The sequence below is a fragment of the Dendronalium sp. ChiSLP03b genome (assembly GCF_034531165.2).
Taxonomy (GTDB): domain Bacteria; phylum Cyanobacteriota; class Cyanobacteriia; order Cyanobacteriales; family Nostocaceae; genus Dendronalium; species Dendronalium minutum.
In genome coordinates, this window is record NZ_JAVRBR020000125.1 from 84,128 (window position 1) to 106,819 (window position 22,692).

Consider the following 22,692-nt stretch of genomic DNA (forward strand, 5'->3'; position numbering starts at 1 on the left):
ACAAATCAAACTCAAAAAGAGGAGATCGATCGTGAAAAAACAGTACAGTACACCCACTTTAACAACTCACGGCAACGTTGCGGAGATTACCCAACTGCTTGGCAAATCTGATAAGGATGATTTCTTGTTCTTTCCCGGCAGTTCCTCTCCCGCAACCAACCCCGCTACAAATAACCCAATCACTGGTGATGGTTCTGTAGACCTCTACCAATAAAGGGTATCCACCTGGAAAATTGCAGGAGAAATAGTTCTACTAGTTCTCTGTGCAAAATCTTCGGATTGCATCTGTAAAAACGAATGAAGTAAATTGCCGCAGGGATCTCACCAAAATTTATGGTAAGTCCCCGTGGCATTTCATCTGACAAATATATTTTTGGCAAAATCTGAGTTTTACATATTGATTTTAATTGCCAGACTCTGAAGAAACGTTGACATATAGCTAAATATGAAAGTTTATCAAGCCTACAATTTATGCATTGCCTCTGAACTGCTTTTGCCCGAACTGATTGAGAGCCAGGGTAATCCAGATGTGATTGTACGGTTTGGTAAAGTCGGCGATGTAACTGGGGTGGAATTTGACCGTGGTAGTAATTTTCTAGGAGATTTACCAGGAGTTGGTAAGTTTGTCATACACAAAGGATGTGAAGTGATCGTTGATACCCTGCCTGGAGTGGAAGAAGCTTTACTCCGCAATCTAGTGCTGGGACCCATACTATGTGTATTACTGCGGCAGCGAGGATTGCTGGTTCTTCATGCTAGTTGTGTTGACATCAACAACAAAGCAGTCGCATTTATGGGTGGTTCCGGATGGGGTAAGTCAACTTTAGCAGCAGCATTCCACACTCAGGGCTATGATACTTTAACTGATGATGTCATGCCTGTAGAAATAGCCGCAGGTTGCCCAACAGTTTTTCCTGCCTATCCTCAGTTCAAGCTTTGGCCGGAAGCAGTAGCTTCTCTAGGACACAATAGCGAAAGTTTGTCTCCGGTTTCCCAAAACTCATTCAAGCTAGCCTACAAATTTCCTCGTAGTGGTTTCCAACAGAATCCTCTACCGCTACATCGGATTTATGTATTGTCCAAGGGAACAAATCACGAAATTACTAGTTTACAACCACAGGATGCCTTCATCGAACTAGTACGTCACACCCGTGCCATGATGGCAGTAACAGAGACAGAATTTGTTGCTTCCCATCTGCGTCTTTGTACTGAGCTTGTGAAAAACGTTAGCTTTCGTCGCTTCACTCGCAAACCTGCTTTAGCAGACTTACCCGAACTGGTGAAGCTCGTTGAACATGACTTGGCAGACAGCGCCGATACCTTCACCACTGTCTCTAGTTCTTTGTAATTTGCTTCGACAATTTATAGGGTTTTGATATTTTGATTAGCAAACTTCGCAGTGCAAACACTATATTTTCCCATTTGGTCAAAACTCTCAGCTTGGTGTGGAGTGCGTCTAGGTATTGGACATTAGTCTGGATGGTTTTGCTGTTTGTCCAAGGATTGCTCCCCGCAGTTTCCATTTCTCTAACTCCATGGGCGGTGAATGCTTTAGTGCAAGTTACTGGTTCTGGTATCTCTGCGGTCAGTATTCAAAAAATTCTTTTACCAGTAGGGTTGATGGCGGGGATTATGCTCGTGGGAGAGTTTTTGAATAGTGCCGCGGAATGGATTCGGACAGCTCAATCAGAATTGGTCAGCGACCATATCACTAATTTGATTCAAAAACAGTCTGTTGCTGTCGATTATGGATTTTATGAATACTCTGAGTATAACGACAAACTAAATAGAGCCAGGGAGGGGGCTAGTGGGCGATCGCTTGCTTTACTAGAAAGTACTGGAGGGCTATTGCAAAATAGCGTTACTTTGTTGGCCATGGCTGCGGTTTTGCTTCCTTACGGTCTATGGCTGCCCACAATTCTGGTCATCAGCGCCTTCCCTGCATTTTATGTGCTAATTTACCTAAATAAAGTTCAGTATCAATGGTCACAAAGAACCACAACCGATCGCAGATGGCTGACGTACTACGACTATCTGCTAACAAACAGTGCGATGGCAGCAGAAGTCAGATTGTTTGACTCTGCTGATTACTTTCAATCATCTTATAGAAATCTGCGTCGTCGGCTCAGACAAGAACAGCTAAAGCTACTGCGAGATCAAACTATAGGTCGCTTCGTTGCTGCAATAATTGCATTAACTATTTCTGGTATTGCTTTGGCTTGGATGGGACGACAAGTATTACTAGGGATTTTGACTTTAGGAGATTTAGCCCTATTTTTCCAAGCATTCCGTCAGGGGCAGGGAATTGTCAAGGATATTTTAGGGAATCTGGGGCAAATTTATCGCAATAGCTTATTTATTGCTAATTTGTTTGATTTTTTAAAGATCCAGCCCAAAATTGTAGACCCACCCAACCCAGTACCAGTGCCTGCAACACCTAAACAGGGAATTCGTTTTCGGCAGATAAACTTTTGCTACCCTGGGACTGAGGAAGCAGTACTAGAGAATTTTAATCTGACAATCCCATCTGGTAAAATTGTGGCGATCGTTGGTGATAATGGTGCTGGAAAAAGCACGCTAATTAAGCTTTTATGCCGTTTTTACGATCCTAATTCGGGAAGTATTGAACTAGATGGGGTAGATCTGCGTGACTTTTCTGTGAAAGAACTCCGCCGATTAATTACCGTTTTGTTTCAATCTCCAACCTCCTACTACACAACGGCTGGTGAAAATATTGCCTTGGGTGATGTGTCAGCAGCATCAAATCAGGCAGAAATTGAAGCAGCGGCTCAAGCATCAGGTATCCATGAGAAGATTTTACGCTTGCCCTTAGGATATAACACGATGTTAGGTAAGTTGTTTCCAGATGGAACTGATTTGAGTGGCGGACAATGGCAGCGTCTGGCCCTAGCACGGGCATTTTTTCGACGTGCCCAAATCATTATCTTGGATGAACCAACTAGTGCTATGGATCCTTGGGCTGAACACGATTGGCTGGAGAGATTCCGTAGTTTAGCAAGCGATCGCACTGCGATCGTGATTACTCATCGCTTCACCCTGGCGATGCAGGCGGATATTATTCACGTTATGCGTGCTGGCTGCATTGTGGAATCTGGTAGCCATAACGAATTGTTGAATTTAAACGGTCTTTATGCACAGTCTTGGCGAGATCAAATGGAAGCTGGTTCGTCAACCAAAATTGAAAACAGCCTAATTTAGCAATTTACTCTATCAAATAATTATTTTTTCTAAATCAACTCATTTTATTAAAAATATGCGATCGGTTGTACAAAATCATCAAAAAAGTAAGTATTATCTATGAATAAAGTATTATTAGAAAAAGCAATACGGCAGCAAAATACAAATATTCGTCCTGAAATTAAGTTATTACTTTGTTGTACGCGCACTTTTATAGATGAGGAAAATAGTAAGAAAATCAAAATACTTCTAAAAGAAGATATTGATTGGAAATATCTACTAGAAATTGCCTATTGGCATCGAGTATTACCACTACTATTTTTAACTCTCAACAATACTTGTTCGCAATTTGTGCCAACAGATGTGCTTATTTATTTGCAGCGCTATTATTTTGCTAATGCTCAACGCAGTCTTTTCAAGTCAAGTAAACTGGTCAAAATTCTAAATATTTTTGAAGAGAATGCAATTCCTGTAATTCCTTTTAAAGGTCCCGTATTAGCTGCTACAACTTACGGAGATATAGCGCGTCGAACTTTCGGCGATTTGGATCTTCTAGTTCATAGAAAAGATTTTCTCAAGACCAAAGAAATTTTGATGGCTCAAGGATTTGAACCATATGCCGATAGTAGTGAAAAAGAAGCAGCTTATTTGAAATCTCTCACCGTTCAAGAACAAAATGCATATCTGCGTTCTCATTGGGAACTACATCTAAACGATTCCAAAGAGCAGATTACTTTAGACGTTCACCAAGGCATCTTATCAAAGCAATTTTCAGCTACATATAATACAGAATGGATCTGGAAAGATACAAAAGTTATTGCTTTTGCAGATAAGCAGATACTTAGCTTTTCAGCAGAGAATCTGATTATAATTCTCTGTTCGCAAGGCGGTAAAGATTGTTGGCGATCGCTGAATCGGATTTGCGATCTAAGCGAAGCAATTCGTACCTATCCTCAGGTAAATTGGGAAAAGCTTTGGCAGCGTACTACCAAGCTAAGAATGAGACGAATGCTGTTACTTGGCCTTTCACTAGCTCATGAACTTTTGGATGCAGAGGTTCCCGAAACAATCATACAAAAAATAGCAGATGAGCCAGTAGTTAAATCCCTTTATTCTCAGATTATTATGCAATTTTATTATCCAACCGCAGATTCTTTACCAAATAGCCAGTTGAAAATTGCATTGTTTCATTTAAAGTTAATAGAACATCCTTGGGACAAAACTTACTATTGTTATGAACATATAGTTGTCCCAACAATTGCAGACCGCAGTTTTGTACATTTACCTAAATTTTTATCATTTTTATACTATTTAATAAGACCAATTCGTTTAATGACAGATCATATCATAAAGTAGTAAAATTAGCTAATTAAGATATATAAACTTAATAATATTTCGTATTGTACATTTCTTTATTTCTGGACACAATCAACTATAACTTATTTCTGAATTTGAACTTTGCTTTATCAATTACTTCTTGATAAATTTTCATCAACTGGTTGTAATTAGCTTCTGAAGTGTACTGAGATTCGTAGGTGGAACGACAATTTTTACCAGTAGCAGCCATCACTTCTGGGTGCTTTATCGCCCAGTTAATTTTAGCAGCTAAATCCTGAGAATTTCCAGCCTCAAAGTGCAAACCATTTACCCCATCTTCTACTATCTCTGCCATACTTCCTAATTTTGGAGCTAGTACAGGGAGACTGCAAGCAAAAGCTTCTACAATAGTTAAAGGAAAGCCCTCATACCAAATAGAAGGTATCACTAAAAAGTTTGCATTATGCATTAGTCTCAAAACTTTTGATTTATCCTGAAATCCTAAAAATTCAATCAAATTTTCATAGCCTGCATTTTGGGCTTTTGCCTGTAATACTTGACGTAAGGGTCCGTCACCAACAATTTTTAGTGGTATGGATAAGTTGTTCTGAATGTAGGCATCAATCAGAACTGAAACTCCTTTTTCTTCTGAAAGTCTTCCAACAAAAAGTATGTAGTTACCTTTACCACACTGACTATCTTTGTGTGGAAAGTCGGCATGAAAAACAAAATTTGGTTTAATATAGATTTTTTCTGTCGGTAGTCCAGCTTGAACCATTTTTTCTTTTTGAAAATGGGTAAAAACAATATAAGCATCTACTCGCTTGTGCCAAGTACCTCGCAGTCTATGCCAGGTACTCATTGTTGCTACAACTGAACTTTGGAGATGGGAGTTGCGGTAGCAAGCATGAACAACACTAGACCAAGGTATCAGTTTACCAATGCAATCTTCACAAGTCTTGCCATCTCGAAACGGCATTGCTTTAGGACAAGCAAGTCGATAGTTGTGAAGAGTTTGGACAACAGGTACTCCCGCACTATAACAAGCATCGTACACAGCAGGAGAAAGTAGCGGAAAAAAATTATGCACATGCACTATTTCCGGACAAAATCGACTGATTTCTGCTTCGACCCGGTTTTTAGCTGCAAAAGAATAGATAGCTCCTCCTGCTGCTACAAATGTATCCCAAACACTGATTATACTGTGATTATTTTCTTCTAATAAAATCACTTCATGGCCATTCGCCTCTAACAATCTTTTTTCTGCCTGAACTACCCTATCTTCACCACCAGCAAATCGGTAGCGATTATGTAAAATTAACAGCTTCATGCTTGTTTCTCTAAGCTGGATTTTGATAAATAGTCTATTAATTAAGCTAGAAGGGTAGAAACTGGTAAAGTTTGGGTTTGTCAAGTCAGGTATCTATCGCTGAGTACAAACTTCTTTATATAATTCAGATAAGAAAAAACCTTGAATTTCCCAACTAAAAAACTCTTTTACCCGTTGTTGACCAGCATGACCCATACGCAACCTCAATTCTGGGTCTGAAGCCAAACACCTCATCGCTTTAGCAATATCTTGTACTGCTTGCTCAGGTGTACGCGCCTGGATTTTGAAGCCAGTTTCTGATGTCACCTGAATAGCTGGTCCACCTAAATCTAAACAAATCACTGGCTGCCCTAGAGCCATTGCTTCTAAACATACAAACCCCCCTGATTCGTGCAAGCTAGGATGAACTAGTATATGGCAGTGTCCTATCTTACTCCAGGTATGGTCACGCGACAAACTACCCCAAAATTTCACTTGCTCAGTAATACCTAGTTCTTGAGTGATGATTTGTAGTTGTTGTTCCTCAGATCCTTCGCCCACAATCCAATACTCACAATCGGGTAGATTTGCTTTGGCAAATGCAGCTAATCCTAGATGAAATCCTTTCCAGTGCAGAAGCCTACCTACGCTAATGAACCTTATAGGAGAATGAAGGGGCATTGTGTAATTTGCAAGTTTGACTAATTCCTCCTGAGAGATACCCAACTGAGAACGTATTTGAACATTTGTTGCACCGATGTGATGCAACCTTTGAGCTGTATCATCAGTTGTAGCCCAAGCTAGGATGCTACGTCGCGCAGTCAGACGTACAAAAGGGTCTTGTTCCCCAAGCCAGCGAGCCAAATTTCTCAACAATTCGTAGATTCTGCTATGAAGACTGAAATCTTTGTAAAAAGCTTTGGGAGTTGATTCTCCACCACCTACAGGACCCCAGATAAATGGAATCGGTAACAGTGAAAGAAAACTTGGTGACGAATACTTAACGTACGTTACATGATGTACTATGTCAAAGTGAATTTCCTGGTAGAGTAAGTAACTGACAAAATAAGCTTTAATTTGCCAGATGTAGTAGTGAAACTGAACCCACTTTTGCGTTTGCTTCCCTTTCAGGCTCCAATCTATTACCCAGCCAAAGGGATCGAGGTAAACAAAGTTTAGGTTAGGCAATGGATTGCTTTCTAATTCAGTTTCAATACCTAGTCGGTGGCAGTTTGAGGTCAATACCCAGACATGGTGATATTTGCTGACTTCTCGGACGACATTCCAGCCTACCTCTGGCTCAGAACCTTGACCTGGTTCGCAGGCATATGCAGAAATCAGAATTTTCATAAAAAATATACTTCTATAATGAGATTTTTTATCCCTTTACCACTTTTTATTGTTAATTTGGCTACTTGAGAAAATAACTATAATATTAAACATATAAAAACAACATAACCCAGAATTTCTTAACTAAAAATACTTAATAAAACAACACCGTAAATGTTATTATCGTTGGCGTAAAAATTTATGTTTCAGCTATCCCTTTGGTACTGAAAATCTTGTTTATAAGGATTATTAGCAATGGTATTTGCAGCGTTACTAAAAACAAATAGTATTATAGCGACTATCTGCTGTGGGAAAATCCGAACTTAAGATTTGTAATTTTCTAGCCTTTTTTCTTGCCATCGCAGACCAACCATGATGGCTATATAGAGCATAAAACCTGGTTCTTCTAGTTGAGTAGACATAAAACCGAAGATTAATACATTGAGCAGCAAAAACTGAGCGAAATCGTCACCCCATAGTCTACTCCAGACTAAATATCCGAGATACAAGTATGCTCCTAAGCCCACAAATCCTAAGTCACCCCATATACCAGCCCAGCCCCAAAAAGGAGAGAAAACAGTACTGATAGAAGATGTACCGTTACCCCCTGCAAGTAATGCAAATTTATCCCAAACAGCCGATCCAATAGGACTATATGTAGCTCCCAGAGGGGTGAACAAAGAATCATACTTACTAAGCATTCCTTGTCCCAAGCGTCCAACAGTATGACCAGGTCCCAGTCCGAACAACCAATTTAAGGATGACTGATAGTATGAAGGGATCATACTCAGTGGTAGAAGTTTAATTTGCGTTGTATCATTACTAGGATTTAAGACTTCTGGGCTTAGGTAAGTTTTGAAAGCACGAAAGGCTTCTAAATTTTCCGCCCCCCAAATAATCATGCTTACGAGTAAAACTATACCTATTACCGACATTAGTACCTTTCTAATATTCTTAATTTTAATCAGTGACAAAATAGACCAAGCTATGAGAAATACTAAAATTACCTGCTTCGTATCGCTAAATATCACTTGCCATAACGAAGCAAGTAGCACCATTACTCGTTGCCAAAGAGGAACATCATTGGCTTTTTGAAAGTAATACGCACTAAAAAACATTGAAATACCACCGGCTAAAGTATTACCACCTCCAGATATAAAGAAAACTCCTTGAACTAGATCTGCGCCACTCAAGCCAGTCCTTAAATACTGACGAAAATAAGGCACTATAATATATTGCTGGAGATAAGATAAAAAGATATTAATAAAGCCAAAACGGATTAACCAAGTTTCTAGTCGTTCCCACCTTTTTATGGACATGGGAATACTAATTACTGCCACCAATAGTAGAAAAGGTTCGCCAAGAAGTAAGAAATCAAGAACTACATTAATCAACCCTGCTTTATTCACTAGAGCGCTAACCAACATCACTCCTAATAAGATCGCTAGACCAGATAAAAGAGTCCAGGTAGTTGCTATTTGATAGCGATTTTTTGTTTTGCTATTGAGTAGTACAATTCCAACAGCTAAAGGAACAATGGCAAAGTGCAGAAAATTAATGATTGAGGGAAAACCTACAGTTTCAAGAAGACGGGAAAAAAAAGCACTGGAAAATGCTAGCAGTATTAAGCTTGAGTTTTGGATATATCCTTCTCGTTTTGTACGAGATACTATTTCTGCATTCATGTTTTTCCCTATGTTTTCATTCTCCTAGTCAGGTTATGGAGAATCTACAAGTAGAAGCTCTCTTGTAAATTTCCATTATTCTTCGGTAGTTTTCCTTAGAAGTATACTTATCTTCAAACTCAATTCGTGCTTGATGACGCATCTGGGCAAGTATAGTTGGATTTGCTAAAGCCCATTCCACCTTGGCAGCTAGTTCTTCTGAATTACCAGGTGAAAAATGTAAGCCTGTTCGACCAGAGTCTACCAATTCTGCGATCGCTCCAATATTAGCAGCAATTACGGGAGTACCTTTAGCAAAAGCTTCAACTGCCACGCGACCAAAAGTTTCATACCATTTGGAGGGGAAGATTAAAAACATTGCTTCTCCCATCAAGTGATGTACTTCTGACATAGGTCTACGTCCTAGCCACTCTACTTGGGGTAGTCTTTTTACTGATTCCATCACTCGAGAGCTTAGAGGACCATCCCCAACAATCTTTAGAGGCACTTTGCCGTCCAGATGTTCCCAAGCAGCTAGTAAAGTGTCTAATCCCTTTTCTGTAGAAAGCCTTCCGACGAAAAGCGCATAACCACCTGAACCTGACCCTACACCTGGGTCGGGATTCACAAAGTTAGGTTTGACTACGATTTTCTCTGGTGGCAGACCACCTGCGATAAATTTCTGCCGCGCAAACTCAGTTAGAGAAATGTACACATCTACCATCTCTATCCAAGTACGCATAGCGCGGTGTACAGTTAGCATGGTTGCTACCGCTCCAGTTGCTGGTCGGTTTTCGCGGTAGCAGCCATGCAAGACTCCAGGATAGGGAATGAATTTACCCATGCAATCTTCACAGACTTGCCCATCGCGGAAAAATAAGCCATTAGGACATAGTAAGCGGTAATTTCGCAAGGTTTGGACTACAGGCACGCCTACAGACTTTGCAGCATAGTAAACAGAGGGTGAAATTAAGGGAAAAAAATTCTGTATATGAACTATATCGTAATTTGAGCTATTGAGTTTTTGTTTGACTATGTTGTAAGACTCTTTTGACCAGACGGTTCTAAGTGCCATTGGTACGGCTCCTAGTTCTGCTACCCGATCGTTATGCTCTTGGTATACGTCAACTTCATGACCCATTTCTCGTAACAGTCTTTCTTCTGACTCACGAGATTCGTCCTCGCCACCACGAATTTGATAGTTGTTATGTATACTTAGGATACGCATTGTTTTAGTTACCGCGTCTTTAAGCTAAAACTTTACCACTGCACTTGCGATCGCCGATTATTTCTTCATAGAGCTGCGCTAAAGATTTCGCTTTCATATCCCAGTTAAAAAATTGGGCAACCCGCTTTTCTCCTGCATGACCCATGCTTACCTGCAATTCTGAGTCTTGAGCCAAACAAGCCATAGCTTCAGCTAGGTCACGCACTGCCTGCTCAGGTGTATGTGCCTGGATCTTAAAGCCAGTTTCTTCTGTAACTTGAACGGCTGGACCTCCTAAATCTAAGCAAATCACTGGACAGCCTGCTGCCATTGCTTCTAAACAAACCCATCCTCCAGAATCATGTAAACTGGGGTGAAGCAATATGTGGCACTCTCTGAGTTTACATAAGGTTTCATCTCTTGATAGCCTACCCCAAAATTTCACTCGATTAGCAACACCAAGTTTCTCAGCAAGAATTTGTAGTCGTTCCCGTTCAGGACCATCCCCCAAAATCCAATACTCTGCATCATCAGGTAAATCTGCTTGAGCAAATGCTTGCACCCCTAGGTGAAGCCCCTTCCAATGCAATAATCTTGCCATGCTAATAAACCTAATTGGGGAACTATTAGGAATAGTGCGCCGGGCAAGTTGCAGAATTTCTGCTTCTGATAGACCTGATTCAGAAAAAACTTGGACATTTATTGCGCCCATTTGCCGTAGCCGCTGGGCAGTATCCTCAGTTGTTGCCCGAATCAGAGTACTATTTTTTATAGTTAGGTTTACAAATGGATCGCGTTCGCCTATTCGGTGAGCCACACTTCGTACAATTTCATAAACTTTGCCGCGAAAACTGAAATCTTTCCAGAAAGCTTTTGGGGCAGATTCTCCACCTCCCACAGGTCCCCAGATGAAGGGAATTGGTAAAAGTGGAAGAAAAGTCGCCGACGAATACCTAACATAAGTCACATGATGTGCCACATCGAAACCGATCTCGCTATGTAGCTTGCGGGCAACTAAATAGGCTTTGATCTGCCACAAATAGTAGTGAAGATGTACTCCCCCAAGACCATTTTTCCATAACTGAGACCCAGGCAAGTCTACATACACAAATTCCAGCCCAGGAATTTGGCTATTGGTCAACTCAGCTTCGATGAACGAGCGATTATCCTCGCGAGTAAGAACCCATACTTTATGATATTTACCTAATTGCCGAACTGTATTCCAACCCACTCCAGGCTCAGAACCCATATTTGGTCTACAGGCGTAGGCAGATACTAAAATATTTAAACTTTTCATTTCTTAATGTACTACTATAATCTTTAGGGAATATAAAGCATGAGTAATTTTCGGACTTTACTCCTCAATAGTTGTATCAGATTTTGTGTTTTATCTAGTTTATAAAATCCTCGGACTGAGTAATCAACCTCAATGTTGTGTTGTTTAAACAGATCGCCAACGGCAGGTTCAAACCATTTGCCTTTCACAATTCCCGTAGGATAATATGGAAAAATATCTTTATTTTGGCGCTTGAAGTAATCAGAGTTTTCACAGAAAAAAGAGTCATCGATTTTCCGTGCCCTACGACTACCCCAGCGCTCAAATTCCCATCCTGTCTCATTTGGTTTCAGATAAAATTTTAGTTGGTCTTTAAGCCATAGCCCAGCTTGCAAACCAATACGATAATTGGATCTTTGAGGTATTTTCCAGAGTTGAGGATATTTAGAGGATGGTTCATGGGGATTGTTTGCAAGGGTTGCCTTTAGCCGAATATGGGAATATCCTTCACGCTCCATGATTTGGAGAAAATCATAGATAACATCTGTATTCACATAATTATTTAAAAAGTAGTCTTCTTGTAAGTAAAGAATATATTTTGAATCAATTTTATCAAGACAACGAATTAGGCAGTCACTCCAACTCAGTTTTGTAAATGGCTCATTAGCTCCAACTCCTATTTGAGAACACTGAATATTTAGACCAGGATAAGAGAAAGATTTAGTCTCAGTATTTAGTACTATTGGATGTGGACAATTGGGCCAGTAGATAGAGAAAAGAGTGAAAAAAGCCTGCCAACAATCTTCAAAACTATCTGTACTATTTATAAGAATGGTAAATTGTGGAGAATTTGTCATAGCTAGTTTCTTTAATTGTTCTGATTATCAGGTAAGCAGGAAAGAACACTTATAGGTAATTTATCTTTCCTTCAGCATTGTTTCATAAACAGTAGCAATTTGTTCAGCGGTATTCTCCCAAGTAAAAGGTTTTACTCTAGCTAGACCTGCCTCAATTAATGACTGACGGTAGATGGAGTCTTCCAGAAGACAACACACTGCTTTTACCATTGCCTGAACATCCAACGGCTCAACCAAAATAGCTGCATTGCCAGCTACTTCCGGAAGTGATGTAACATTTGAAGTGATGACTGGTGTTCCACAGGCCATAGCTTCAAGAATCGTCATACCAAACCCCTCGTAAAGTGATGGAGCTATGAGTACATCAGCAGCATTATAAATTTGAACTAGCTTCTCTTTATCTGGCTTGCCCAAATAAGCAACAAAATTTTGGAGATCGTGGGTTTGAATAAAAATTTTTTGCTCAGGTGTAAAGTCAGCACCTGTTTTCCAAAAGTAAACAGGCAATCCCTGCTCCTTAAGGGCTTTCATTACCTTTAAGATAGTAAAAACATTCTTGCGTGGATGATTTGAACCTACATTGAGTAAACATAATGTTTCTGGTGAAACGCCATTTTGCTGACGAAAGGGTTCAACTACCGTTTTTGGAAGGATGCGAAAGATTGACTCAATTGCGTCAGGCACAACTGTGATATTCTCTTTGGCAATCTTCAAATTGTTTATTACATCTTTTGCTGTGTGAGCAGAAACACTGATAATGCGATCGGCTTTCTCCATTCCTCTGATGGCAAATTTCCAAGCTGCCATACTGACAAACGGTAAAGGTGTCCGACTGTAAATGTTTTCCGGTTGAAATAAGTTGATCAAATCATGACAGGTCACTATCTTTGGTTGAGCTTTTCTTTTGAGCCAGCGGGCTAAGTGACCATCACTATGATCGATGATATGGAAGATATCGGCATTCTGTTTTTCTATCATCCGAGGATAACGCCAATAGCGTTCGTAGTACTTCCACAGTCCGAGCAACCAAACACTATTCTTTTTATCAGAAGGGTATGGTGCTGGTGCAAATTCCACAATTTCCCATGTTGGTCGAACAGCCTTCAGTCCACTGACTAAACCATCAGCGTAAACATCCATGCTGAAAGAAACTTGTGGTGTTCTGCGGAGAATTGCAACGCGCATGATTAATTCGTCCTAATAATTAAAGTTAATCCTTGGTAGTTAATTTACGATATATTTCCACATTTTAACTGTTTAAATTGTTTGAAGCAGAGCTATTTAAATTATCCAAAGGTTAATTTAATAGTTTTTTTGCTTTTTTTAACATTAATTCTATTCCACCTCTTATAGAGAAATAGTGTATAATAGTACTAATATTAATTTTTTCATAAATAGAAGTATTTTTTAAATAGTTTTGAATTATTTCATTATTTTCATAATCATTGGTTTTTGCATTTTTATTAAAAAAAATACCAACAGCAAACAACTTGTTAGCAAACTTTTTAAATTGTGGAAACTCTTGTTTGATCCACTTACCCGTTAACAAATATTCTCTAGCTTTTATATGTTGTCTATCTTTTCTTAAAGTTGCTGCATTGTTATCGTGTATACGTTGATGTGCCAAGTTTTCACTTAAAGTAAAACCTTTTCCAAGCGCTACTGCCAGAAACTTGATATAATAATCGCTTGCCGATACCTGTCTAGTTGTAGGCATAGGTAAAATTTTCTCGAGTAGCGATTTCCTAAAAGATAGACCAGACGAAGGTGGAAGAGCAGGAGGGATTTTGCCAATTCTAATCCTTCCTCGAAAATCGCACTGTCGAGATATGTAATTGGGTGTGACGACTATATCTAAAAGCTTACCTTTTTCACTGATTAACTGGATACTGTGGAAACACCAAGCAACTTCTGCAAAAGATTCAAATACCTTTACTACCTCTGCTACTTTTCTAACTAAGAATATATCGTCAGAATCTAGAAAGCATATGATTGTACCTCGACTGGCTAAAAAGCCCTCATTATAACAAGATGGCTGTCCGCCATTTTTCTTTAAAATAGGGATAATTCGGTTCCCATAGCTAGCAATAATTTCTCGAGATTTGTCTTGTGAACCGTCATCTACAACAATAACTTCAATATTTGGATATGTTTGGTTTAGCGCACTATCTATTGCTTGACCAAGAAATTTATCATAATTATAGTTACCTATTACGATGCTAACCAGAGGATTGTTTTCAACCTTATGTATTTGGTTGTTCATAGTAATTAAATTTTATGAATTGTTTAATTTGTTAGCATAAATAAAAGCCATGACCTTCAACTACTCTCTTCTAGAGTAACCACCCAAGTAAAGTCTCATTCTTTCAGTAATGATTATGTATCTTACAAAAAAAATTACTAATATAAATTGCAATTTCTGTTTATTTCCATTTAATTCTGAATTTTGCCAAGCTTCATATGCAGCTTTAAATGGTGGTATTAAAGCATATACTATACTTATACCCAGCTTCAAGAATGAAGTATTTGCCCTCATCATTAAATCGTACTTACCACCTTCAAAACGAGCTGTTCGCTTATAAAGTTGGGAAAATGAGTTTCTGGCAGGATGTTTTACACAAGTATCATCTGCGTAAATCTGTTGATAACCAGCTTTAAAAACTCGTTCTCCCCACTCGCGATCGCCACCAGATTTTAGCTTTTCGTCAAAAATGCCAACATTGTCAATTACATGCTTGAATGTGAAAAGATTTGCAGTTACCCCAAAGTGAGTTTCCTGCACATTAAGTTCCTGATTAAAACGCATTTCAATATTTTCATAAAGCTCTACTGGAGTTAATTTTTCTGGATTTTTAAAGAAAAAGTCTATTTTACCAGCTATTAATCCACAATTAGGTATATTGAGCAGACTTTTAACCCCATTTTCAATCCAATCTGAAGCTGGAATGCAATCTGAATCTGTAAAAGCTAAAATTTCACCTTTAGCCAATGAAATTCCCTTATTGCGGGCTGCGTAGGAACCAGGACAAGCTTCATAAGTAGGCTTGACTTGCGCAAATTCACTAACTACATCCTCGATACTTTCATTAGAAGCATTATCAACTACAATCACTTCATAAAGATTTTTCGGATAGGTCTGCCGCTCCAGTGCCAATAAACAAGTTTTTAAGCGTTCTGCATCATTGAAAACTGGAATAATTACTGATACAAATTTACTTACCTCAGGTGGTTCTGGCATTTTAAGTTCCTCTATCGCAGTATTTGAGTTCATAAAAATATTAAACTTCCTAACAATTAACTAAGCTACTTAAACTAATAACAACTAATATTATTTTTTAATTAAGTAATTTTTGATAAATATTAATTAACTGTTGATTGAGTTTATTAATATTGTAGTATTCTTCTATCTGCTTACGGCCTGCTCGCCCCATTTTCGACCAAAGTTCTGGATGCTCAATCAAATAGCTCAATCTATTGGCCAAAGCATCAATGTCTCTTTCTGGTGCTAAAAAACCAGTAACTGCATCTTGCACAAGTTCTGGTATTCCACTATGTTGCGTACTAACTACAGGAAGACCCATTGCCATAGCTTCCATCAAAACTACAGGAATCCCTTCTTGATCTCCGTCCTGACTAGTCACACTTGGAGCTAGTAAAATATGACTTTTATTGAGTATTTCAACAACTTCATCCTGCTCTTTCCAGCCTAGTAGCTTTACTGTACTTTCAACACCTAATTCTTGAATTATTTCTTGTAGATGAGTGCTTAAAGATCCATCACCGATAATGTTGTACTCTATCCTCTTATTGGCTTTTGCTAACTTAGCAATAGCACGAATACCATACTCTACACCTTTCTTCTCTACTAACCTTGCAATTGTGACTATTCGGATTTGTCCATCGCCGCTTGGGTAACGTGGAGTAAAAGAAAACTTGTTACAATCAACTCCCATTCGGTGGACAATTATTTTCTGCTCATTGCATCCTAAATCGAGCAGTTTCTTTTTCCAATGTTCACTAATGGGAAGAAATAAATCTCCCACTTCAAACAAGTTATTGTAAGGATTTTTAACAAATTTTTCAACATACTTTGTGATATCATAACCATGAAAAGATGTTACTATCTTTCCTTGAGTTAAACCCAGTTTTTTTATTAAAGCTCCTGTTAATCCATTGGGTCCGAAATGGCAGTAAATAATGTCATATGGATTTTTAGATAGAAATGGTATGGCTCTATAAGGTATCATCCATACAGGCAGTGAAAGCTCTTTAGTATAGTTAATTCCATTGATGAGCCAATAAATCAATATGGGGTATTTCAATGAATTCAGCAAAGTTAGTGTCAGACTTCTGAACAATGTAACCAAATGATTTTTGCTTGGCGTTGTGAAATAATAAGTATGCTGCATTAGATTAAATTTTTTGATATCTGAATGGATTATTAATTCATTAGATGGAGCGGCATAAATATCAACTTCGTGTCCATTTTCTATTAATCCGGTAATTTGGTTTAAAATAAAAGTCTGAGATAAAACGGGGAAGTTATTAACTATAAAAGCAATTTTCATTATAAATATCCTATTTTAAGTGGCAGACGATCTCTGTACTTTGATATTTCACCTACTTTTAAGTTGATCTCCAATATCATAAAATGTCAATACGCTGATAAAACTTTCTGATATACATTGATAGTCTGAGCAGCTATTTTTTCCCAACGCAAATTTTGTTCTGCAAAAGTTCTAGCAGCAACACCTTTTTGCACGCATTCCTGAGGATCATTAGCAAGCCTGAGAATCGCTTCTACAAACCCATCAATATCTCCAATAGGCAATAGCTTAGCAAATGAATCTTGTGTATAGTCAGGTATACCACCTACGTCATTAGAAACTATTGGTAAACCACAAGCGATCGCTTCTAGAAGAGCATTGTTTGCAGTACAGTCCAATAGGGGCAGTACTAACATACTGGCTTGACAGTATAAGTCGCGCAGCTGTGCGTCTGAAATACCTGCATACCAGGTAACTTGACTATGCCTGGCAATACGAAAAAAGTGAGGATTTTCTCGTCTATCCGCAGGTACAATCAAATCAAATCTGATCCTCGGTTCCCGAGCCAATACTTCGTCTATAACTTGTGCTAAAGCCTGTAAGTCCCGCAACCAAATGCCAGAAAAAACACAACGAGGGTAATCCCTATCCCTATTTACAGTAGAATTTACCTTATCTGTTTGAGGGCAAAAGAACTCGATATCTACCCCGTGGGGGATGAAATGAACGCGGCCAGGAATGTATTCGTCAAAATACTCAACTTCTTTACTACTAAGAACTATCAATCCATCTAAAGATGAAAGCATTTCAGGGTGATGACGTTGCATTCGCCACAACCCTGCTGGCTGATGTGCTGTTGCTATTAATTTAAAAGAGAACTTTTCCTGCCATTTAGGTAAAATTCCTAATGTTCTCTCCAAATATATGACGTGTGCTAAGTCACACTTAGAAGTCAATATATGCCACAAGGCCTTCAGTTCTACTAAAGTGCTAGATGTATTGTACGTTCCGCTACGCTTTACCTTTGCAACTATGGGTTTTAAAAGATGATGGGCTATTCGAGGTAGGGGTTTGTTTTCCATCCAAACACTCTGGTATGAACCTTGTTGCAACTCAGAAATAAGATTGCATACTTGCTCATACCCACTATGCTGTCCCATCCAGGGAAAGCTTTCTCGAAGCCATAATAGTTTGAAGTCAGCATTAGTCATTGTTGAATTTGTGTAACCTAAGTATTTTGGCTATTTTTATTTATTAACCGTAACTACAATTTCTAAAGAAGTGCCGAGTTATTTAGACACTGGGTTCAGTATATCAGTCAAGATTTTGAGGCTACGTTGGTTCCATTGCTTAGCAAAGCTGTATGCATTTTTGGATAATTCTTCATAAAATTCAGCATCTGAAAATATTTTCTTGATAGCGTTGAAAAACTCTTCAGGTGAATTGGCAATCAAAAAAGCTTTACCTGCTCCTTCTTCGATTCCCTCTGCACCTACTAAAGTTGTTACTAACGCTTTGGAATAACCTAGAGTTTCTATATTTTTTATCTTCAATCCAGTGCCAAATCTCACTGGGTTAATTACTATATCTACTAAATCATAAGCTTCTTGGAGATTGTCTAGCCTACCTAGTTTAAGGCATCCATCAAAAACTTCAACTTGGTCACATACGTCTCCAGCAAGCACAAGCTCTACATCATCAAATTTTGATTTAATTATGGGAAATACATCTTTAATGAAGTAATTAATGCCCTCTACATTTATTAGATTGCTGGAACCAACAAAAAGAATTTTATGATTAATTTTATGATACTCAGATTTATGTAATGGTGTTACATGTCCTACTGTAAATATTTGCTTGTTTTTAAGTATATTTGCAAACCAATCTGCTTCCTTTTGCTGAATGGCTAAAATAACATCTGCCCTATTTAATCCTTTTATCTCTTCTCTTTTAGTGGTTGAATACCATCGAGGAGCCTTTCCTTGCTTTTGATAAATTTTATATCTATCTGCAAATTTGTCGTGAGTGTCAATTATTTTGAGTACTTTTTGTTCAAATAATTCTAAAGCTTTAGAAAAGAATACATATTCAACCATAACAACATCAGGAGAAATTTTTTTTGAAAGATTGAGTATGGCTGCATTTACTGAGTCATCATACCAATCATCTATTAAGTAGGTAAAACGCGGATCGCTTGTCACAAGAGATAGAGCTTTCCTCAATATTCTCGCACCCAACCTTTTAGGTGGCTTTTTCTGTGCCGTTTTTGGCTCTTGATAGAGTATTGAGTAGAAATTACTACCCCAACAAGATTTCATTGCTTCTTCATCACCTGGTTCTCGTTGTATGTGTAAAAAATAAACATTATGTCCCATCTCTTTAAGGTTAAGGAGCAAGCTGTATATCCTGGCTCTGTTTCCTGCATTTTGAGGATGAGATGGTACTGGAGATATTACTAGCAATTTCATACTCATTTTTACTAACTAATTTTTTTCACTGAGAACAGTCCAAAGAGATCAAAATTACTAGCTGCTCTCTTCTTTACATCATTTTTACATTTCCAATTAACAAAATGATTTAAAGTATCACTACACCAGTCATCTATTCCAAATTGAAAAAGCTATATACTCATTTCCGATTACCTGAATTTTGTGGGTGAAAGGGCGTTGAAGTAATTACTAGTATGCTTTTATTTGATACAATTTCAAAGTAAATAAAATGAGAGTTTCTTACCAAAACTCCTGATTTTATAAACCTGAATATTCTCGATATAGAGAATAGTTGCAGAGTTCAGTTCTGCATACAGCAATTTACTTACTCACGGCTAACTATCCTTGTTAAAGCAACTCAATTTTCTGAGCGTCTTCCGATAAGTTTGCTTCCTGATATCCAATACTTTTAGCATTAAAAACTAGAATATCAATAGGTGTAATAAACAAGTCTAACCAAGTGGCTTTACCTAATATCATTTTCACAGTATTGCGGGGTAGTTCCTTCAGCAACCAACGTCCATAGCGTCTGAAGTATTCTTTCGATGTCCATCTATTCTTGAAAAGAACGATATTATAAAGTTCTTCTAGGTACTTGTGAGAGCGGCCATAGCGGCGAAATTGTTTTCTTAGCTCCCACAAACTGGGTCGGTGTCGATGCCAAAGAACTGCCTGCTCTGCAAAAGAACATTGCCAAGAACTTTGACGTTGAATTCGCCAACATATGTCAGCATCTCCACCCGTTGTTAAGTAAGGACGAAATAAACCAATCTCTTGCAAAGTTTTACGTCGTATAGCCAGATTAGCTCCAGCAGCATAGGGTAAAAAAGGATGTAATGCTGTATCTTTGTGAGACAGTATTTTTCGGCGCTCTGCGTAGTTCTCAAAAATAGTTTTACCTGGTAAAGCCACAATTGTGCCACCAACAAAACCTATTGTTGGTTCGGCAAAGGCCTGAACGAGAGCATATAACCACTCTGGCTGAGGACGACAGTCAGCATCGGTAAAAGCGATAATTTCACCTGTACTGGCACGAATACCAGTATTACGAGCAGCATAGGAACTTTGAATTTTATTTTCGCTCAGGTAGCAAATATTTATCCCTTGGGAATTTGCATTTTGGACTGCTGTTTGGATAATTACAGCAGTCTGATCACGACTAGAATTGTCCACTAAAAGATACTCTACTCGATCATTAGGATAAGTTTGAGCAAGTAGACAATTAATCAGCTCTGGTAGATCTAATTCACCATTATAAATCGGAACAACTACTGAGACTTTTGGTAAAAATGGCTGGTTATTTAGGTTGTTTGTTTGATTGGCGAGCATATTTTTGCAATAACTTTATAGGCAAATAGTATTAATGTCGTTCACATTGGCTTTCATAAATTTTCTCTAATCAAATTAATAGCTAAATATAAAAACACTCCGAACATTTTTTACTTAGCAGCTGAAAAGTAATTCCGAGTTGATTTGCCCTGAATAGCCTCAGATAAATAATTTTTGGATTTTGAGATTTCTTGCCTCAATTTCTCATCCACTGAAGTATAATCAATACTAAGAAATTGTACAAAAAAATTATTATATTCTTCTTTGCTAATCATTCTATTTTTTAATTCAAGCTTTTCTAATAAACAATTGGTTTTGTTACTTTTGCGTTGATTGGCAAATACAGTAAATAGTTTTTTAAATTTTATAGAAAAAATAGTTCCATGATAAGTATCTGTGACTACAAATGAAGCTTTACTAAAATATCCTATCCATTCTTCTAGTCCGATATCTATGAAGCTATTATGTGCCACTCTCTGAAATCTACCAACAGAAATTATTAATAGCTCTTTCTTTTCAGCTATTGATTTTATAAAATCTTCTTGATAATCTTCCATTTCTCCCTCACAATAAATTAAAAGATAATCTTCCCTAAGCTTTGGTTCTACTTTAATTTCGTTAAAGTTAATTAAGAACGTAGGATCGAGAACTCTTATTGCAGAGCTGTTGCACTCTCGCTCAATTATTCGTAAGCTATGATTATCTCTTACCGAGATAGACTCAAAATCACTTATTAATTTGCCAATTAATTCCTTATTTTGCCCTAGGTTTTCTGTGAAGCTGAAACTAGCTGCATAACTAATTTTACGAATCTTTTTGCTTTCAATAAAGTCTAGAAAAAATGAGGGGTCAAAACCTCGGTATGAATCTAAACACCACACTTGATCGCTACCTGAGATTACTATGTCATAATCAAAATCAAAAGCGTTTAGAGAATCTCTCGTATAGAACTTATCTTTACTAAGCTTAATTTTTGTATTCAAAAATATCTTTATTTTTAAGCGCTTGATTATCAGTTTAACTAACGCCACAAGAACTTTTATCTTAATAAACTGACGTTTGCGATTGAGGAGCTTCTGAATATCTCTTTGGTAGTACTGGACAGCAACGTAGGGCCTATAATCAATAATTTCAACGTCATGCCCTAAGGATTTAATGGTTGTCCACAAGGCATATGTTTGAAGAGTTGCACCGTAGTTAGTAGTATGGTGAAAGGTAAGAATTCCTATTTTCATTTTTGCCTCTTTACTAAGTTTATAATTTATTAATATGTTCGGTTATATATTGGACGATCAATCAACAGTAATTATTTCAAGAGCCGCTATTTCTCTTTTCATAAAATGCAGTATTTTCACAAAATGTATCAAAATAACTATAGGAATACTACTATTTGAAGTATTCAATATCCAATTACCTGTTTTAGAAGAAAAAGCTGCTCCTCCGAAAGAAAAACCTTTTAATTTATTTAATATATCAAAGTCAGCTTTCTTAAATACAGAGCCACAATTAGGAGCAGAATAATCTTGATTTGTCTTTGACCATTTACATCTCTCAACTATTGGATTTTTCTTAAGAGTTAAATTAGTAAACTTAAATGTAGCACTCAATATAAGACGAGATTGAATTCCAGTAAATATTGTTTCTCTATAACCTTTTACAATATCTTCCCTTGCAAAAGTTTTTATACAATTACTTTCAAAATCGAAAAAATTAATAGTCTCAACGAAGTCATATATTGTAAGCTGATGCTCTCTACCACGACCTGCATTCATCGCTAATGCCCCACCAATAGTAGCAGGTACTGATGCAAGATAGTAAAAAGATTCCAAGGAATTCTCATAACAATACTTCAGTACATCTATGATTAAAGTTGATGAAGAAACTTCTAGTCTATTACCTGGTAAAGCAGTAATTTTTTTGTGTAACTTATTCTTCAAAACTAACGATTTCACCCTCTTTCTGGTAAACAAGGTGTTAGAACCATTACCTAATATATATACTTTAGTATTATTAGCTTTAGCCCAATTACAATATTCATGGAATTGATCTACAGTATAAAATTCTCCGTATTGTTCAAAGTAATGTGTAGTCCGATAGAAAGACAGATTGTTATCTGTGAATGACTTGATGCTTTCCATATTTCTGCTTATCTATAGTTGCTAAACTTAAG

19 protein-coding genes are annotated in these 22,692 nt (G+C 37.7%); 4 read left to right on the forward strand and 15 right to left on the reverse strand.

All coding sequences use genetic code 11. The features are described 5' to 3' along the window. Positions 1–31: 31 nt before the first annotated feature. The 4 genes from RMY31_RS29155 (at position 32) to RMY31_RS29170 (ending at position 4,554) form a co-directional block, all read left to right on the forward strand. Entirely contained in the window at positions 32–214 is a 183-nt protein-coding gene (locus tag RMY31_RS29155; protein WP_322656470.1) for a lasso peptide, read from the forward strand. Between the two features lie 231 nt (positions 215–445). Next, the gene (locus RMY31_RS29160; RefSeq protein ID WP_322656471.1) at positions 446–1,348 is read left to right on the forward strand and encodes a hypothetical protein; all 903 of its coding nucleotides are present in this window, start codon (positions 446–448) and stop codon (positions 1,346–1,348) included. 32 nt (positions 1,349–1,380) lie between these two features. Beyond that, positions 1,381–3,219, forward strand: a complete 1,839-nt coding sequence (locus RMY31_RS29165) for an ABC transporter ATP-binding protein (RefSeq protein ID WP_322656472.1) — start codon at positions 1,381–1,383, stop codon at positions 3,217–3,219. A gap of 99 nt (positions 3,220–3,318) precedes the next feature. Further along, positions 3,319–4,554: a nucleotidyltransferase family protein gene (locus RMY31_RS29170; protein ID WP_322656473.1), complete on the forward strand. Its 1,236-nt coding sequence runs from the start codon at positions 3,319–3,321 to the stop codon at positions 4,552–4,554. 76 nt (positions 4,555–4,630) lie between these two features. Here RMY31_RS29170 and RMY31_RS29175 read toward each other — a convergent pair whose 3' ends face one another. From RMY31_RS29175 to RMY31_RS29245, 15 genes are all read right to left on the reverse strand, one after another. Continuing rightward, on the reverse strand, positions 4,631–5,845 hold the full coding sequence (locus RMY31_RS29175) for a glycosyltransferase family 4 protein (protein WP_322656474.1): 1,215 nt from the start codon (positions 5,843–5,845) through the stop codon (positions 4,631–4,633). 93 nt (positions 5,846–5,938) lie between these two features. Further along, positions 5,939–7,174 carry a glycosyltransferase family 4 protein gene (locus RMY31_RS29180; protein ID WP_322656475.1) on the reverse strand — a complete coding sequence of 412 codons (1,236 nt, stop codon included), beginning with the start codon at positions 7,172–7,174 and terminating at the stop codon, positions 5,939–5,941. Between the two features lie 302 nt (positions 7,175–7,476). Next, positions 7,477–8,838, reverse strand: a complete 1,362-nt coding sequence (locus RMY31_RS29185) for a hypothetical protein (protein WP_322656476.1) — start codon at positions 8,836–8,838, stop codon at positions 7,477–7,479. A 28-nt stretch (positions 8,839–8,866) separates the two neighbouring features. Next, positions 8,867–10,045: a glycosyltransferase gene (locus RMY31_RS29190; protein ID WP_322656477.1), complete on the reverse strand. Its 1,179-nt coding sequence runs from the start codon at positions 10,043–10,045 to the stop codon at positions 8,867–8,869. Positions 10,046–10,064: 19 nt separating this feature from the next. Continuing rightward, positions 10,065–11,321 (reverse strand): glycosyltransferase, encoded by a 1,257-nt coding sequence (locus RMY31_RS29195; protein ID WP_322656479.1) that lies wholly within the window; start codon positions 11,319–11,321, stop codon positions 10,065–10,067. A gap of 23 nt (positions 11,322–11,344) precedes the next feature. Further along, the gene (locus RMY31_RS29200) at positions 11,345–12,157 is read right to left on the reverse strand and encodes a hypothetical protein (protein ID WP_322656480.1); all 813 of its coding nucleotides are present in this window, start codon (positions 12,155–12,157) and stop codon (positions 11,345–11,347) included. Between the two features lie 60 nt (positions 12,158–12,217). Further along, entirely contained in the window at positions 12,218–13,342 is a 1,125-nt protein-coding gene (locus RMY31_RS29205; RefSeq protein WP_322656481.1) for a glycosyltransferase family 1 protein, read from the reverse strand. A gap of 112 nt (positions 13,343–13,454) precedes the next feature. Further along, positions 13,455–14,420: a glycosyltransferase family 2 protein gene (locus RMY31_RS29210; RefSeq protein WP_322656482.1), complete on the reverse strand. Its 966-nt coding sequence runs from the start codon at positions 14,418–14,420 to the stop codon at positions 13,455–13,457. A 60-nt stretch (positions 14,421–14,480) separates the two neighbouring features. After that, positions 14,481–15,395 carry a glycosyltransferase gene (locus RMY31_RS29215; RefSeq protein ID WP_322656483.1) on the reverse strand — a complete coding sequence of 305 codons (915 nt, stop codon included), beginning with the start codon at positions 15,393–15,395 and terminating at the stop codon, positions 14,481–14,483. 97 nt (positions 15,396–15,492) lie between these two features. Further along, the gene (locus RMY31_RS29220) at positions 15,493–16,725 is read right to left on the reverse strand and encodes a glycosyltransferase (protein WP_322656484.1); all 1,233 of its coding nucleotides are present in this window, start codon (positions 16,723–16,725) and stop codon (positions 15,493–15,495) included. Positions 16,726–16,811: 86 nt separating this feature from the next. Further along, positions 16,812–17,915: a glycosyltransferase family 4 protein gene (locus tag RMY31_RS29225; RefSeq protein WP_322656485.1), complete on the reverse strand. Its 1,104-nt coding sequence runs from the start codon at positions 17,913–17,915 to the stop codon at positions 16,812–16,814. 78 nt (positions 17,916–17,993) lie between these two features. After that, complete coding sequence (locus RMY31_RS29230) at positions 17,994–19,172, reverse strand: glycosyltransferase family 4 protein (protein WP_322656486.1); 1,179 nt, start codon at positions 19,170–19,172, stop codon at positions 17,994–17,996. Positions 19,173–19,541: 369 nt separating this feature from the next. Beyond that, positions 19,542–20,522, reverse strand: coding sequence for a glycosyltransferase (locus RMY31_RS29235; protein ID WP_322656487.1), 981 nt, complete (start codon positions 20,520–20,522; stop codon positions 19,542–19,544). Positions 20,523–20,632: 110 nt separating this feature from the next. After that, positions 20,633–21,757, reverse strand: coding sequence for a polysaccharide pyruvyl transferase family protein (locus RMY31_RS29240; RefSeq protein ID WP_322656488.1), 1,125 nt, complete (start codon positions 21,755–21,757; stop codon positions 20,633–20,635). Positions 21,758–21,814: 57 nt separating this feature from the next. Then, a complete protein-coding gene (locus RMY31_RS29245) occupies positions 21,815–22,660 on the reverse strand; it encodes an FAD-binding protein (RefSeq protein ID WP_322656489.1) in 846 nt (281 codons plus the stop codon). Positions 22,661–22,692 lie beyond the last annotated feature (32 nt).

Bases quoted from the DNA above. Each gene is read 5' to 3' on its own strand.
- RMY31_RS29160 (WP_322656471.1), top strand. From the start codon at position 446: ATGAAAGTTTATCAAGCCTACAATTTATGCATTGCCTCTGAACTGCTT.
- RMY31_RS29170 (WP_322656473.1), top strand. From the start codon at position 3,319: ATGAATAAAGTATTATTAGAAAAAGCAATACGGCAGCAAAATACAAAT.
- RMY31_RS29175 (WP_322656474.1), bottom strand. From the start codon at position 5,845: ATGAAGCTGTTAATTTTACATAATCGCTACCGATTTGCTGGTGGTGAA.
- RMY31_RS29180 (WP_322656475.1), bottom strand. From the start codon at position 7,174: ATGAAAATTCTGATTTCTGCATATGCCTGCGAACCAGGTCAAGGTTCT.
- RMY31_RS29185 (WP_322656476.1), bottom strand. From the start codon at position 8,838: ATGAATGCAGAAATAGTATCTCGTACAAAACGAGAAGGATATATCCAA.
- RMY31_RS29190 (WP_322656477.1), bottom strand. From the start codon at position 10,045: ATGCGTATCCTAAGTATACATAACAACTATCAAATTCGTGGTGGCGAG.
- RMY31_RS29195 (WP_322656479.1), bottom strand. From the start codon at position 11,321: ATGAAAAGTTTAAATATTTTAGTATCTGCCTACGCCTGTAGACCAAAT.
- RMY31_RS29200 (WP_322656480.1), bottom strand. From the start codon at position 12,157: ATGACAAATTCTCCACAATTTACCATTCTTATAAATAGTACAGATAGT.
- RMY31_RS29205 (WP_322656481.1), bottom strand. From the start codon at position 13,342: ATGCGCGTTGCAATTCTCCGCAGAACACCACAAGTTTCTTTCAGCATG.
- RMY31_RS29210 (WP_322656482.1), bottom strand. From the start codon at position 14,420: ATGAACAACCAAATACATAAGGTTGAAAACAATCCTCTGGTTAGCATC.
- RMY31_RS29215 (WP_322656483.1), bottom strand. From the start codon at position 15,395: ATGCCAGAACCACCTGAGGTAAGTAAATTTGTATCAGTAATTATTCCA.
- RMY31_RS29220 (WP_322656484.1), bottom strand. From the start codon at position 16,725: ATGAAAATTGCTTTTATAGTTAATAACTTCCCCGTTTTATCTCAGACT.
- RMY31_RS29225 (WP_322656485.1), bottom strand. From the start codon at position 17,915: ATGACTAATGCTGACTTCAAACTATTATGGCTTCGAGAAAGCTTTCCC.
- RMY31_RS29230 (WP_322656486.1), bottom strand. From the start codon at position 19,172: ATGAAATTGCTAGTAATATCTCCAGTACCATCTCATCCTCAAAATGCA.
- RMY31_RS29235 (WP_322656487.1), bottom strand. From the start codon at position 20,522: ATGCTCGCCAATCAAACAAACAACCTAAATAACCAGCCATTTTTACCA.
- RMY31_RS29240 (WP_322656488.1), bottom strand. From the start codon at position 21,757: ATGAAAATAGGAATTCTTACCTTTCACCATACTACTAACTACGGTGCA.
- RMY31_RS29245 (WP_322656489.1), bottom strand. From the start codon at position 22,660: ATGGAAAGCATCAAGTCATTCACAGATAACAATCTGTCTTTCTATCGG.